Origin of the sequence: Niallia alba (genome assembly GCF_012933555.1) — a bacterium.
Classification (GTDB): Bacteria; Bacillota; Bacilli; order Bacillales; family Cytobacillaceae; genus Niallia; species Niallia alba.
On record NZ_JABBPK010000001.1, the window covers coordinates 261,293 to 274,022 of the forward strand.

Sequence of the window (12,730 nt, forward strand, 5' to 3'; positions counted from 1 at the left end):
TATTAAAAGGATGTACCCCTTCTTTCTATAAGGGATATATAGAAAGGAGGGGATTGTTTATGGAACAATATATATTGCAAAAAGATGTTGAGTTACAAGGTCATAAATACCGATTTGCTATTTTTGAGATGCAAGAAAAAGATGGCATTTACTTTTATTCGATATTTGCAGAAATATTCGAAGAAGAAACATTTGAACTTATTCATGGTGGAAGGTTTGTATCTGAAGAAGCAGCCAAAGGGGATTTAAAACACGTTTTATATTATTTGGTACATGGGGAGTTAACATTTAATCATTATAATGAAAATTAATAGTTTTTATGATTATAACTTTTATAATCATTCATAATGATTAGTTACAGTCAAAACCGAGAATCTGAAAAAAGCATAGGTGAAAAAAATGATTTTTTTCATCCGAAAAAAATGGCTACAGAATGAAATAAAATGATTGAAATAAATGAAAAAAATCTAGTGGGCTAATAAAATAGAAAATGGTTAACATTTAATTATTTTGCCTATTTTTAAGCCGAAAATGTCTGAAATGACCGAATCTGGAGCGTTTACCGAATCAAGTAAACGTAGTATAATATATGAAGAATATACCGAATATATAGAATACACTTTGAGGAAAGGTCACCTAGGGTCCTTTCCTCTTTTCCATTAGCGGAAATAAAAACAAATACGCGTTACAATATTTGTATAAAATACAAAGTAAAACTTCATATTAGTTTGATAGGAGAAGATAAAAATGTACTACTTAGACTACTTGTCCAGTTATTTTTGCGTTGTAGGTTTTCTGTGGTTCTTAATGATCATTTGTGTAAAGTATATACCTATAATCTTGAAACAAGGAGAAGCAAAGGCTGAAAAATGGCAATTAAGACTTTTTTTACTTAGCATTCCTTCATCGTTTGTAGTTGGATACACAGTATTTCATTTTCTTAACCTATACGAGTACATGAGATTAGTTTAAGAGTGAGGGATTTAATGTGTTTGGGTACTTCGAAATTCATTTAAATCGGGAGTTTGATAATTTGTTGGGGCTACCAATAGATGTTGGATTTAAAAATAACCAAAGAGTAATGTGTTTAATGGCTGACTTAAGTATACTAGAATTGCTATTAACGAATATTAACAGGAACCAAGTAGACCAGATAATGCTACTTAGTAATAATAGTCATATAGACATTAAATATTATCAAAGGTTTAAAGAGGCTTGTAAAAGGCATAATATAGAATACGGCATTGTTTAATAGTCTCTTCATTAATTAAATAGAAAAGTATCCTATAAAAGCAAAATAAATTTTTAAAAAAACCAAATTGGTCCTTTACAGGAAGAAAATTCTGTTGTACTATAATAATACGCAATATACATTATATGATTTCAATTTCAATTTCAATTTTAATAGTTAATTTATATTATATATATCTCTTTCTTTTTATCACTAAAAGGGAAGGTAACAACAAATATACTAAATATACCTTAAGTAAATAAGATGATGAGTTTAGTTTACAATGATGACCTAGGCTCATAATCACTGTGCATCTACATGCCTTATAAGGCAATGTTTGTTATGCGCAACCTAAGTATATGTCTGTTTATTTTTGTTCTTTCCAATATGTGATAAAAAGGAGGAGATTTTTTTATGCTGATTTTTCATACCGTCCCAAGTTAACATATCTGAATCATTGAATAAAATATGTGCAATCTACAAGGAGTAGAGTACAAATTAAGTATTAATCTAATATTAAAAGACGGAATATTCCGAATATATAAAGAGACGAGACTTGGTTTTACTTTGCGAAGAATATGCTGGTGAGGTTCAATTCTGTTTTGGTCACTTATCTTCAAAAGGTAAGTATAAGTTGATCGAGATTCTTGATGAATTAACAGGAAATGCTTAACGGCCAATTGATGTTAGTAAAGAATGACCCAATAAAAGACAAAGGAGACATCACTATGAAACAAAGAGTAAAAATGAAAGATGTTTTTAAGAAAATGACACGGGGTTTAATGTATGCAGGTGTACAATATAACGCTGTGACAAATGCCACTGAAACGGTTTTTATAATCAAAGATTACGAGTATAAGTTGAAACTATTAGCGGACTCCCCTTTTGTTGATATTAGAGGAAGTTTGGAATATAACACAAAGGCCACAGGTTTTATCTACTTAGTAAAGTTTGGACAATCAAAAAACAGAATCTACCATCATTGGTTTGATAAAACAATGCAAAAAAATGATTTGTTGCATCTACTAGATCAAGATAAAGTGACCTATTGTTTAGTGAACGAGAGAAATAAAATAGTTGATATTCTGGCTACACCAAATGGCACAAAAGAAATAGTGTATAAGTATCTTTCTACTATTGATCCAGTTTGGACGGTTAATGAATTTAATCAGTTAGTTAATGAAACCATGTACAAATACAAATCACTGGAAAGCATTTGGGAATATATTACTGAGAACATGGCTTCCTAAAAATGTTTTGAAGGGATAACCAGATAAATTTCCCTTACAGTGAAGTACTAAATTTATTAATTCAAATTATTTGATATCTATGGAGGAGATTACTATGCAAAAAAATGCAGTTAATAAGGTTGGTTATATGGTTCACTTAAGTTCAGAAAGGGATGACAGCATAGACTTAGATTTGAAACAGCAAGTATTAAGCACTTTACTAGAAAATGTTAGAGGTCTTGAAGTCGCTGAGTACCTTTCTTATAAGAGTAATCCATCAGTTGCTCAATACTTTCGGATTAACCCCCGAATTTTGGACAATAACTCTCTTATTCTTTCATTTCCTCAGTTTTTTATTTTATAGATTTCTTTCATTATTCTTCAAAAAGGCCATGTTGCTTGACATGGAGCCTCTGCGGGCATGATTCTCCTGCCAAGAAGCCAGCTGTTTTACAACATTGGCATCGCCGAACGAGGCTATCATGCCCGCCACTCCAAATCAAGCTGATGCTTTGAATGAATACATCCATTACACCCGAACCTCCTTGATCACCAATGAATCTTGTTTTTGATAGAATTCCTTTGGTGACAAATCTAGTATACTAGAATGCATACGTCTCTCGTTGTAGAACTCCATAAAATTCATGACTTCTTGATATGCTTCTGTGTAGGTTTCAAACTGCCATCTGGATAGGCAATCGTCCTCAAAAATGCGATGGAAAGACTCAATATGAGCATTCATATTTGGTGTTCTTGGTGGAATTCTTTCGTGCTCAATTTTGGAATCTTCACAAAACTTTTCAAAAGTATGGGAAATAAACTGCGGTCCATTGTCTGTTCGGATTACAGGTTTTTCCAATTCATCATATTGTTGGCGTTTTAATAATGCCCTTTTCAGTGTCTGTTTGACATCATCTCCAGTGCAGCTTAATCCCATATGATAGGTAATGATGCCCCTGTCATAAACATCGATGATGGACATGACAAAGAAAAAGCGATCCTCACCTTCGATAAAGCCATATTTAATGTCAGCTTCCCATAGCTGATTAGATCTTGTAATAATGCGATTTCTTGCTAGTTTCCTAGGGTATGAGACTTTCTTTTGGCGCTGTGGGCGTAAGATGCCCAATTCTTTACAAATCCGGTATACTTTTTTCTTGTTAATTTTAAGTTTGTATTTTCGCCTTAAGACCTTAGTGAGTTTGCGATAACCATAGTTATAGCAATCACCGGCAATCTCTTCTAGTAGAAATTCTTTAATCTGTTCGTCTGATATCTTTTGACCGTCCTCTTGGATCGAATAACCTGGTGCTGGACGTCCCTCACTTACTTTTTTCTCCTCAACACGATAATTCTTTTGATAATAGTATGTGGATCGAGGAATACCTATGATTTTAAGCACCTTTGAAATCGAGTAGCCTTTTTGAATCCATTTGTTAGCTACTTCATGCTTTTCAGCAAGTGAGGGTTTTTCTTTTTTATAAGATCCCTCAGGATCGCTATTTCAAGGTCTTTTTCACCTAATAACATTTTAAGTTTTTCATTTTCTTTGGATAATTCTTTGGAGTCTATATCTGGCAGCACAGCCACATCTACTTCACCAAATTTACCATCTTTGTATTCACGAACCCAGCGACTAACCATATTGGGATTCAGATCATACCGGCGAGCTACAAGGGTATTCTTCCCTGTGTCTTGGGCTTCCTTGATGACTTGTAATTTAAATTCTTTAGAATGTTTTATTCGTTTCATGATGTCAGCCTCCTTGGTACATTAAGCAGTATAATAAATATTACTCTTATTGTCCAAGTTCATTTTGGGGCTTATGAGCTTTATCAGTTTATTAAGAAAGCAAAACATCTACACGATTGCCGTTCAGGATCGTTCAATATTTAAGAAGGATATTATCAATTTGTTCATCGAAGAGGGCTTTCACTTTATTTTGATAGATGTTAATAGTAGCAAAACAAAATATCGCATTGAGGAGATTTCTAACGACGAAATGAGATCCAACCGACATAATGTAGCCAGATCAGGTAAAAGTAAATGGAAACTATTAAGTTCTGGGTATAGAAAGGCATTGATTCATAATGAAAAGGCTGCGAAGATGTCGAATGATTTGATAAATCATTTTGAGTCTACTAATGGTATAAACGTGTCTGCCTATTGATAAGAGGGACCATACAAAACTATTTAAGGAGATGATATTTCATGGAAAACGAAACTTTTTTCACATTATTACCTGAATCTATTAAAGGGAACAGGGTGGAAGCAAATATGGAGTTCTTAATGTATGCGACAATTGCATTCGGCTTTGCTGACAAACATAACCTTAATCTAAAAAATGCTTGTGGTGTTTCAACTTTCGAAAATGGCAGTCTAGAAAAGTACTTTTCTAAACTGAAGAGAAAGTCAACCGTATTGATAATATCACCTGCACTGGCTGCAAATCCTAAGATTCTTAATTCTTTCATAAGAAAGGATGTCACATTTAGAGTCATTGAAGGGGATTATCTAATTAAACCAAAATTATTAAAAGAACTCTGGATAGAAGAAGCAAAAACAGCAACAGTAAAATTTCCTAATGCAGTGGACTATTTAATTAAAACCGAAGTGTTAACTGCAGAGAGAAAAGTAAATTCGATATGAAAAATTGTCTAGTTTGTTAGAAAAATAACGATAAGTAGAAAACCGGAGAGCAAAAATATGAATTGGGATGTTATGAAATTAATCAACTTAAAAAATTGATATCAGAAGGAGATGCTGAAATTATGACGGAGATAGAAGAAACAAGGGAACCAGAAAAATTCATTTTAATTGACTGTGATCCACTGGCTCCAAGACCAAATCGGGTTCTTAAAAAGGTCTTAAAAGGAACAGGTATTACTAGTGAAAAAGAGCCAATATTTAAGATTTTTGGAGCATGGAAATGGGATTATAGTGAGGTTGATGATGAAACTTGGAATAAGGTTATTGAAACAATTGAAGAAAGGTTAGATTTAGCCTATGAAAATGGATGGGCAAGAAGGGTAAGTTGGTACCCTACAAGTAGAAAATACCAACAAAGTATCAAATAAGCATAGTCCACTACGGGGCAGATAGTAATGGGCATTCGCTCAAATTGAATATGAAGAATGACTATCGTGCCCCAGCACTAAATCGTAAAGATAATAAGAGGTAAGTTTGAACTAGGGGAGGATTATTTAATGAAAAAGAAAACAAACATTTCAACTATTTGTTGCTTAGAGATTTTTGGGAGAAATTACAACGTAGAATTGTATCATCAGAAAGAAGACGATCCCAACGAAATGAGAAAGATATTAGATAACATTTCTATGACTATGTATCTGACAAATGCGAATAACATAAAAAAAATGAAAGATTTAATAAGAGAGATTAATTGTCCATATCTTATAGAGGTTACAACAGTTAAGATTTAAAATTCATTATAAGAATTTCTTTTCATATTAAGACGGTTTTATACTGAACCTTCCGGTGAGAACAAGCACACAGAGGAAGAGTGAAGAAAAACAGCCACCCACTGGAGATTAGCCCAGTAGTTTTTCGATATTTTTAGAGGAAGAGGTAATTATATGGACTTTGAAAATCATTTATATAGAATTATAATCGGTTCATTTATTGAAGATTTAAGAAGCGACTATAAATTGGATGATTTAACCATCATTAATGAATTTGAGAAAGAACTCGGAGCGAAGGAATCAGTTCATGCAGCAATTGAAGACTTTGAGTTGGAACGTTTATATCAACAAATTATTGAGTATTGCCCTTCTTTTAATACTCCAGATTATTGGGGTAGTCTTAGGGCAGCATTGAACTTTTATGATAGGTCAATACGCCCAACAGAAGAAGAACACTGGGAAGATTAGTGATAATGGAGTGGTTTCTGCCGCTCTTTTTATTTTTCTTTTTTTGGTATGATATCTACTATTATCATAATCGATATAAATAGTAAAATGGTTTAATTCCTGTTGTATCAGGTTTTCTCAATTGATAGTGTGTCTTTTTGGATTCTACTTGTACCGTTTTCCTAGCAAATGTACCCTTTTTAATTTATGCTAAAAGAAGGTTCGAACATATGTGCGTATAATTTAATAGTATAAGGTACTTTACTTAAGAAAACGGGAGGCTGTATTTATGAAAGAACAGGACATGACCAATAGACAAATAAAAGAGTTTAAACCACGAGACCATTTTGAATTTCGTGACTGTGAATATGTTTTTATCGTCGCAAGGTTTGAAAATTTGAAGTCAATTAGTAGTTACAATAATGAAGATTATAGTTATTTTATCTACATTTTTAAGCAAGAACATAAACTTGTAGATAAAAATACAATGGAGACAAAGGCGTTCAATGTTCTATGCTTCCACCATGTTTATCAGAACTTTGACTATCTGACTAGGAATATACTTCCGGTTGTAAAAGAGTATATCTTAGATAAGGAATTATTATTTGACTTTATTCAACATCTAGTTGAACTTGACCCAGAATTAGTTAAGTGACAGTAGGTTAAATCCTACTGTTTTTTATTTTAAAAACAAGGGTAACCTCTGGAAAATACAGATTTATAGTGATAAGGTCCTTCTGAAAAACAAAAAAGGGCTGAAAACCCTTTCTGTCCTTATCTAGCAACACCTTCAAATTCTTCTATAACCTTGTTAAATCTGGATTGGGTTACTAAGATTACTTTTTGTAAGTCATCTGTTATTTTGCTAACCTTTTCTACTTCTCTTGTAATATTTTCTACATTCGTATTCACATTTTTAATGGCATCATCAACATTGCCAGCCAATTTTCGTACTTCATCAGCCACAACTTTAAAACCTCGTCCATGCTCTCCCACACGCGCTGCTTCGATAGCAGCATTTAATGCCAACACATTCGTTTGTGTAGAAATATTGCGTATGATTTTAGTTATTTCAGTTATTAAATCAGTCTGTTTCTTTAGTGATTCAACTGCATGGAGTTTTTCTTTAGAATTTTCAACAACCATATTTACTAATTCTATTGGCATATCCTTTAATTGAGAAATGATTTTTATCGTGTTATTTTCACGTTCTGTAATATCGGTTGCTATTTTAAGAACAGCATCAACTTTTCCCTCCTCATTTAAAATTGGAATATAGGTGGCTTCTAACCAAAGTAAATTGCCTGCTTTACCGATCCTTTGAATCTTTTGTTGAAACTTTTCCCCTTTTCCAAGGTTTTCCCATAATTCTTCATATTCTCTGCTGTTTCTGAATTCAACAGTACAAAATTGTTTATGTTGCATATTTTTCATTTCATTAACTGTATATCCCAAAGTTTTTGAGAAATTTTCATTTACCCAAATAACTTCTCTATTTAAATTAAATTCTATCATGGCTAGATTTGACTCTTGTGCGGCTAAAATAGATGTTTTATCTAAAATTTGAGTGCTTATATTAATACTTGAAGAAATGGCCATAGGTATATACCCCTCTATTAGAAATATTTTTAGTTTAATTATAATAGTTGTTTATACCTATATGAAACTTTTTTAAAATAAATATCTTAATAAGTTGAAAAAGAATCAATACCCATAGCAATAGAGTAATGCCTATTGATATACAGTAAAGTGACTTCAAATAATCGATTCATAATATCTTATAAGATTTCCATCAAAATGCTTTTCGTTGCAAATATGCTGTTATCTTCCTGATGTTACCCGTAATAAGACTAAAATCCTGCTATTTTTTATTTAAAAAAACAAGGTTATTAACTGCCTGAGTGGAAGATGACTATAAAATATCTATACGAAAGAAGGATAGGAAATGGACTTAAGAAAAGAGCCAAGTTTTATACATACTGATGAAAGAATGGTTTTGGCTGAATGTGACAATTATTATGTCGCTGTGGTTAAATTGGATCAACAACGTGAAAGGGATCAAAAATATGCGGTTATTCTTACAGAAGATATATCTTTAAGGGAACAACGCGATATTTTGGCTAAACGATTTTGTCAAAATAATCTTCTCATGTATTTTGTCAGAACAATAATCCCAGAGTACTTTTTAGAAAGAAAGATGATTAATGAGGTATATAAGGCGATATACCGCTTTGTATATCAGGTGAAATAACAGCGAGCATTATCTATTAATGCTTGCTTTTTTTTGAAATTAGTGGAATAAAGAAATTATTGAAATCGTAGGATTTATTCGTTAAAAGGCGAATATTATCCCATATATAATTGAGCCTATCCAACGGAATACTAAATTGTCAGTTTCATAAAGTATTAAAGTGGATTGGAAAATATGGGAAGAATGGATAAAGGATATTATAATAAAATTAATTACTGACAGTTTTTAATGGGGGGATAATATGGGGAAAAATAATGAATTACATGCTTTTTTATTAAACAAAGCGTCCCAATTAACAGAAGAATGGTATAACTCTTTAGATAAAAACGATCCTACAGGAGTTTATTCATCTTCAGATCCAAAAGTAATAAAAACATTAAAAGAACAGAATTTTGAATTTCATTTAAATTTATGTGAGATCTTCATTGAAGAAGATGCACTAATGCTCCAAAAGTTTAATACTTGGGTTCAAAAGGTCGCAAGGGACAAAGAGCATTTAAACACTCCAATACATTTTATTATTAGAGAATTCATAAGGGTTAGGAAACAGTATCTTGAATTTATTGAAGAATTTGTCTCTGAAAATGAAGGGGATATTGATAATCAAATAGAAAAGTGGAATGAAATGATCATTGATGCTTTTGATTTTGCGATACTTCAATTTTCGGAAGAGACTCACAAATATTCAAGTAGCCAATTGGAAGCACAACAAGAAATGATTAATGAATTAAGTTCGCCTATTATTACTTTAAATAATGACATGGCTTTATTACCATTAGTTGGGGATATTGATACTGCAAGAGCAAAATTCATTATTGAAAGCACATTAAATCAATGTGCTGATAAAGGTATCACTGACCTATTTATAGATTTATCAGGTGTAGTAATGGTTGATACCCTCGTAGCACAAAGAATTTTTCATTTGATAGAGGCTCTAAGACTTATAGGAGTGACGACAATCATATCGGGCATAAGACCAGAAATTGCACAAACTGCTGTACAACTAGGGCTCTCCTTTAACAACATTATCACAAAATCAACCCTTTCACAGGCAATTACATTTAAGACTGAAAAATCGATAGTAAGTAGGCAAATGTGAAAAAAGAAACTTTTAAAAAAAAGAAGGTATCAGGCACCTTTTACATAAATGTATAAGTATCCACTAGTGTTGCATTAATTTAATTTCACTATTAAAAATACTCGAAATGTTCACTTTTATTATTTTATGCATAGAAAAAGTCCTTTATAATGGATAAGTCAGGTGGTAACCCGTCCAAATCCACTAAAAAAGGACCAATCTCATGGACAAGATTACACGAAAAACTTCATTTGGACAATGGTTTTCACCAATAAATCTTCAATTATTTGAAGAAAACGTGAAAACGTTGAAATTAGATTTCTATACGAAAAAACTAACGACAGAGTCATTTCTAAAATTATTACTTTTTGCGCAGCTAGAAGAAGTCGAAAGTCTGCATGCGCTGAGCGATTGTCTTTTCGATGATCAACTGCAAAAGGGCATTGATCTTGATTCTATCAGTATTTCCCAACTCTCACGCCGTTTAAATGGCATGAATCCAGACTTATTCCAAAAGCTTTTCCTTGATTTAGTTTCACAAATTCATGCCAAAACGCACAACACGAAACTTGTGATGCCATTAAAAATCATTGATTCAAGCACATTGCCTCTCAATTTGACTAATCATAAATGGGCAAAATTCCGCAAAACAAAAGCGGGTGTTAAATTGCACTTACGCCTTGTGTTTATGGAAAAAGGTATATCCTATCCCGAAAAGGCCATTATGACAACGGCCAAAGAACATGACCGCGGTCAGCTTGAAGTAATGGTTGATGACAAGGAATGTATGTATGTGTTTGACCGTGGTTACTTAGACTACGAACGCTTTGATCGGATGACAGATGACGGCTACTTTTTCCTTTCTAGGCTGCGAAAAAACGCAGTCATACGGGAGGTTTACGATTTTAAACTACCCGAGAATACATCTGTTTTGTCGGATCAAATGGTGTTGATTGGTACGACGCAAAACCGTGCCGAAAATTACTTTCGTCTTCTAAAAGTGATTGATTCAAAAGGAAATGAGCTTCATTTAATCACAAATCGTTTTGATTTAAGTGCTGAAGAAATCTCAAAGATGTATAAATCACGCTGGGCGATTGAGTTATTTTTCAAATGGATTAAACAACATCTCCATATCAAAAAGTTTTACGGCCAAAGCGAATGGGCAATTCAGAATCAAGTGTTTATCGCACTTATTGTTTTTTGCCTGCATGTTCTCGCACAAATCGAGACAAAAAGTAAACGAAAAACCCTACAAATTAGCCGATATTTACGGGCAGCTTTGTGGAAACCAGCACATATTTGGCTTCGAAAGATTGAAGGAAAAACCATTCCTTAATAAACAAATTGTCGTCGTCTCTTAAGTCTAATTGTAAAAAAATTTCCAAATGGATGGATCCACCTTTAGTTGGGTATTTACTTTTTTGGCTCTTAACAGGGGACATATTTAAACTGAATATTCTAACAAAATTTATGCAACACTAGTGAATCGCTTTATATAACTCGAAAATATTCGGATAGATTGTGTGGAAACTAATAATGGAAGGGATTAACAATAATGGATCAAAATGACCATAATGTAGAATTAACAGCCTCAGAAATTTCCCAACTTTGGATTTCTTACCAAAATGACTCAATGGCAATATGCGGAATAGAATATTTTTTGGCAAATTGTGAAGATGAACAAATTCGTTCGGTATTGGGATATGCTTTAGAAATATCAAAGGCACACGTTAAGAAAGTAACTAAAATCTTTAATAATGAAAACTATCCAGTTCCACAAGGGTTTACTGAACATGACGTGAATCTTGACGCTCCGCGTCTTTTTTCGGATAAACTTTACCTTGAATATATGACGAATATGGCAAACTTTGGATTGACCTCATATGGTTTGGCCGTATCACTTGCAGAAAGAACGGATATAATCGAATATTACAACGAATGTTTAAATGAAACACAAGACCTGCATAACAGTGCAAAGGAGTTAGCGAAAGAAAAAGGTATTTATGTGCGTGCTCCTCATATTGCGAAACCAGAGCAAATTGAGTTTGTAAAGAAGCAAAGTTTCTTGGCAGGTTGGTTCGGGGATCGGAGATCGCTACTAGGTATTGAAATAGCGAATCTAGTTTATAACGCCAAACGTAACGCTTTACTACAGGCTATTATTACAGGATTTAGTCAGGTTGCAAAGTCAAAAGAGGTTCGAAAGTACTTTGAAAGAGGAAGAGAAATTGCAGGAAAGCAACTTGAAATTTTTACCTCAATATTACATGACGATTATCTTTCTGGTGGGGGGGGCATTACTACTTACTTCCGAAGTTACCGATTCCAAGATAGCCCCTTTTTCAGATAAACTCATGATGTATCACATTAGCGCACTTATTGGGTCTGGAATCGGTCAATATGGAATTGCTATGTCGACGAGTCCTAGACATGATTTAGGCGTTCATTATACCCGTTTAATGGGTGAACTCGCCCATTTTTCTGACGACGGAGCAAACTTAATGATTAAAAATGGCTGGATGGAATATCCACCACAAGCACCACAAAGAAAAGACTTGGCAAAGTAGGTTAGGAAAATGATAAATGGAGAAAACAAACAATAAAAATAAAGTAGAAAAACTCTTATGGAGTATTGCCTTACCAGGTTTTGGACAAATCTTAAATGGAAAGTACCTCAAGGGTGTTCTATTAATTGCTTTAGAAATATTGGTTAATGTACAGGCGAATTTCAATTTAGCAATAATATACAGTTTCCATGGGGAAATAAAACAAGCAATAGAGGTAACAAATTATCAATGGCTTATGTTTTATCCATGTCTTTATATGTTTGCTATTTGGGATGCTTATAAAGATTCAGGAGGTGGGAAATCACCTTTCTCTTTTATACCCATTGTGTTTGCTGCATATTTTATAACGGTAGGCTTAATCTATTCCTCAACATTTAAAATTTTTGGGGTATTGATGGGACCAATATGGTTACCTATTATCTTTTTAGGAATAGGTTTATGTGTGGGGCTAGTTATTAGGGGATTTTTAATTAACATTTTTGAGTAACTAACAAATGAATATGAT

Annotated in this window: 20 protein-coding genes; 16 read left to right on the plus strand and 4 right to left on the minus strand. The window is 33.0% G+C overall.

The window, feature by feature from the left end:
- The first annotated feature begins 59 nt into the window (after window positions 1-59).
- The 4 genes from HHU08_RS01435 (at window position 60) to HHU08_RS01450 (ending at window position 2,824) form a co-directional block, all read left to right on the plus strand.
- Complete coding sequence (locus HHU08_RS01435) at window positions 60-311, plus strand: hypothetical protein (protein ID WP_169187631.1); 252 nt, start codon at window positions 60-62, stop codon at window positions 309-311.
- Between the two features lie 677 nt (window positions 312-988).
- Window positions 989-1,252 carry a hypothetical protein gene (locus HHU08_RS01440; protein WP_169187632.1) on the plus strand — a complete coding sequence of 88 codons (264 nt, stop codon included), beginning with the start codon at window positions 989-991 and terminating at the stop codon, window positions 1,250-1,252.
- 707 nt (window positions 1,253-1,959) lie between these two features.
- Window positions 1,960-2,481, plus strand: coding sequence for a hypothetical protein (locus HHU08_RS01445; RefSeq protein ID WP_169187633.1), 522 nt, complete (start codon window positions 1,960-1,962; stop codon window positions 2,479-2,481).
- A 94-nt stretch (window positions 2,482-2,575) separates the two neighbouring features.
- A complete protein-coding gene (locus tag HHU08_RS01450) occupies window positions 2,576-2,824 on the plus strand; it encodes a hypothetical protein (RefSeq protein WP_169187634.1) in 249 nt (82 codons plus the stop codon).
- Here HHU08_RS01450 and HHU08_RS25355 read toward each other — a convergent pair.
- Genes HHU08_RS25355 through HHU08_RS25850 form a run of 3 tightly spaced genes read right to left on the minus strand, consistent with a single transcriptional unit; the run spans window position 2,819 to window position 4,212 of the window.
- Entirely contained in the window at window positions 2,819-2,944 is a 126-nt protein-coding gene (locus HHU08_RS25355) for a hypothetical protein (protein WP_263479876.1), read from the minus strand. The two genes, HHU08_RS01450 and HHU08_RS25355, sit on opposite strands and share 6 nt — an antisense overlap.
- A gap of 45 nt (window positions 2,945-2,989) precedes the next feature.
- Window positions 2,990-3,889 carry an IS3 family transposase gene (locus HHU08_RS01455; protein WP_040344397.1) on the minus strand — a complete coding sequence of 300 codons (900 nt, stop codon included), beginning with the start codon at window positions 3,887-3,889 and terminating at the stop codon, window positions 2,990-2,992.
- A gap of 11 nt (window positions 3,890-3,900) precedes the next feature.
- Entirely contained in the window at window positions 3,901-4,212 is a 312-nt protein-coding gene (locus HHU08_RS25850; protein ID WP_016205489.1) for a transposase, read from the minus strand.
- Window positions 4,213-4,285: 73 nt separating this feature from the next.
- On the opposite strand from HHU08_RS25850, the gene HHU08_RS01460 reads away from it, so the two are divergent.
- The 6 genes from HHU08_RS01460 to HHU08_RS01485 all read left to right on the plus strand — a co-directional run bounded on the left by HHU08_RS01460 (window position 4,286) and on the right by HHU08_RS01485 (window position 6,981).
- Window positions 4,286-4,630: a hypothetical protein gene (locus tag HHU08_RS01460; RefSeq protein ID WP_169187635.1), complete on the plus strand. Its 345-nt coding sequence runs from the start codon at window positions 4,286-4,288 to the stop codon at window positions 4,628-4,630.
- A gap of 41 nt (window positions 4,631-4,671) precedes the next feature.
- Complete coding sequence (locus HHU08_RS01465) at window positions 4,672-5,109, plus strand: hypothetical protein (protein ID WP_169187636.1); 438 nt, start codon at window positions 4,672-4,674, stop codon at window positions 5,107-5,109.
- Window positions 5,110-5,231: 122 nt separating this feature from the next.
- Entirely contained in the window at window positions 5,232-5,537 is a 306-nt protein-coding gene (locus HHU08_RS01470; RefSeq protein WP_169187637.1) for a hypothetical protein, read from the plus strand.
- A 129-nt stretch (window positions 5,538-5,666) separates the two neighbouring features.
- Window positions 5,667-5,900 carry a hypothetical protein gene (locus HHU08_RS01475; protein ID WP_169187638.1) on the plus strand — a complete coding sequence of 78 codons (234 nt, stop codon included), beginning with the start codon at window positions 5,667-5,669 and terminating at the stop codon, window positions 5,898-5,900.
- Window positions 5,901-6,053: 153 nt separating this feature from the next.
- Window positions 6,054-6,347, plus strand: a complete 294-nt coding sequence (locus tag HHU08_RS01480) for a hypothetical protein (RefSeq protein ID WP_169187639.1) — start codon at window positions 6,054-6,056, stop codon at window positions 6,345-6,347.
- A gap of 268 nt (window positions 6,348-6,615) precedes the next feature.
- Window positions 6,616-6,981 carry a hypothetical protein gene (locus HHU08_RS01485; protein ID WP_169187640.1) on the plus strand — a complete coding sequence of 122 codons (366 nt, stop codon included), beginning with the start codon at window positions 6,616-6,618 and terminating at the stop codon, window positions 6,979-6,981.
- Between the two features lie 119 nt (window positions 6,982-7,100).
- On the opposite strand, the gene HHU08_RS25635 is transcribed toward HHU08_RS01485, so the two are convergent.
- Window positions 7,101-7,925 (minus strand): methyl-accepting chemotaxis protein, encoded by an 825-nt coding sequence (locus HHU08_RS25635; protein WP_169187641.1) that lies wholly within the window; start codon window positions 7,923-7,925, stop codon window positions 7,101-7,103.
- Between the two features lie 346 nt (window positions 7,926-8,271).
- Here HHU08_RS25635 and HHU08_RS01495 point away from each other — a divergent pair, with 346 nt between their 5' ends.
- From HHU08_RS01495 to HHU08_RS01515, 6 genes are all read left to right on the plus strand, one after another.
- On the plus strand, window positions 8,272-8,577 hold the full coding sequence (locus HHU08_RS01495; RefSeq protein ID WP_169187642.1) for a hypothetical protein: 306 nt from the start codon (window positions 8,272-8,274) through the stop codon (window positions 8,575-8,577).
- Window positions 8,578-8,818: 241 nt separating this feature from the next.
- Entirely contained in the window at window positions 8,819-9,676 is an 858-nt protein-coding gene (locus HHU08_RS01500; protein ID WP_169187643.1) for an STAS domain-containing protein, read from the plus strand.
- Window positions 9,677-9,878: 202 nt separating this feature from the next.
- Window positions 9,879-10,994, plus strand: a complete 1,116-nt coding sequence (locus HHU08_RS01505; RefSeq protein WP_100525938.1) for an IS4 family transposase — start codon at window positions 9,879-9,881, stop codon at window positions 10,992-10,994.
- A gap of 219 nt (window positions 10,995-11,213) precedes the next feature.
- Window positions 11,214-12,008 carry a DUF3231 family protein gene (locus HHU08_RS01510; protein ID WP_254416036.1) on the plus strand — a complete coding sequence of 265 codons (795 nt, stop codon included), beginning with the start codon at window positions 11,214-11,216 and terminating at the stop codon, window positions 12,006-12,008.
- A gap of 4 nt (window positions 12,009-12,012) precedes the next feature.
- Window positions 12,013-12,225: a DUF3231 family protein gene (locus tag HHU08_RS25360; RefSeq protein WP_254416037.1), complete on the plus strand. Its 213-nt coding sequence runs from the start codon at window positions 12,013-12,015 to the stop codon at window positions 12,223-12,225.
- A 16-nt stretch (window positions 12,226-12,241) separates the two neighbouring features.
- Complete coding sequence (locus HHU08_RS01515; protein ID WP_169187644.1) at window positions 12,242-12,712, plus strand: hypothetical protein; 471 nt, start codon at window positions 12,242-12,244, stop codon at window positions 12,710-12,712.
- Window positions 12,713-12,730: the final 18 nt, after the last annotated feature.

What these genes read in the sequence shown, in the direction of transcription:
- HHU08_RS01435 (WP_169187631.1), top strand. Translation starts at nt 60, where the DNA reads ATGGAACAATATATATTGCAAAAAGATGTTGAGTTACAAGGTCATAAA.
- HHU08_RS01445 (WP_169187633.1), top strand. Translation starts at nt 1,960, where the DNA reads ATGAAACAAAGAGTAAAAATGAAAGATGTTTTTAAGAAAATGACACGG.
- HHU08_RS01450 (WP_169187634.1), top strand. Translation starts at nt 2,576, where the DNA reads ATGCAAAAAAATGCAGTTAATAAGGTTGGTTATATGGTTCACTTAAGT.
- HHU08_RS25355 (WP_263479876.1), bottom strand. Translation starts at nt 2,944, where the DNA reads ATGATAGCCTCGTTCGGCGATGCCAATGTTGTAAAACAGCTGGCTTCT.
- HHU08_RS25850 (WP_016205489.1), bottom strand. Translation starts at nt 4,212, where the DNA reads ATGAAACGAATAAAACATTCTAAAGAATTTAAATTACAAGTCATCAAG.
- HHU08_RS01460 (WP_169187635.1), top strand. Translation starts at nt 4,286, where the DNA reads ATGAGCTTTATCAGTTTATTAAGAAAGCAAAACATCTACACGATTGCC.
- HHU08_RS01465 (WP_169187636.1), top strand. Translation starts at nt 4,672, where the DNA reads ATGGAAAACGAAACTTTTTTCACATTATTACCTGAATCTATTAAAGGG.
- HHU08_RS01470 (WP_169187637.1), top strand. Translation starts at nt 5,232, where the DNA reads ATGACGGAGATAGAAGAAACAAGGGAACCAGAAAAATTCATTTTAATT.
- HHU08_RS01475 (WP_169187638.1), top strand. Translation starts at nt 5,667, where the DNA reads ATGAAAAAGAAAACAAACATTTCAACTATTTGTTGCTTAGAGATTTTT.
- HHU08_RS01480 (WP_169187639.1), top strand. Translation starts at nt 6,054, where the DNA reads ATGGACTTTGAAAATCATTTATATAGAATTATAATCGGTTCATTTATT.
- HHU08_RS01485 (WP_169187640.1), top strand. Translation starts at nt 6,616, where the DNA reads ATGAAAGAACAGGACATGACCAATAGACAAATAAAAGAGTTTAAACCA.
- HHU08_RS25635 (WP_169187641.1), bottom strand. Translation starts at nt 7,925, where the DNA reads ATGGCCATTTCTTCAAGTATTAATATAAGCACTCAAATTTTAGATAAA.
- HHU08_RS01495 (WP_169187642.1), top strand. Translation starts at nt 8,272, where the DNA reads ATGGACTTAAGAAAAGAGCCAAGTTTTATACATACTGATGAAAGAATG.
- HHU08_RS01500 (WP_169187643.1), top strand. Translation starts at nt 8,819, where the DNA reads ATGGGGAAAAATAATGAATTACATGCTTTTTTATTAAACAAAGCGTCC.
- HHU08_RS01505 (WP_100525938.1), top strand. Translation starts at nt 9,879, where the DNA reads ATGGACAAGATTACACGAAAAACTTCATTTGGACAATGGTTTTCACCA.
- HHU08_RS01510 (WP_254416036.1), top strand. Translation starts at nt 11,214, where the DNA reads ATGGATCAAAATGACCATAATGTAGAATTAACAGCCTCAGAAATTTCC.
- HHU08_RS25360 (WP_254416037.1), top strand. Translation starts at nt 12,013, where the DNA reads ATGATGTATCACATTAGCGCACTTATTGGGTCTGGAATCGGTCAATAT.
- HHU08_RS01515 (WP_169187644.1), top strand. Translation starts at nt 12,242, where the DNA reads ATGGAGAAAACAAACAATAAAAATAAAGTAGAAAAACTCTTATGGAGT.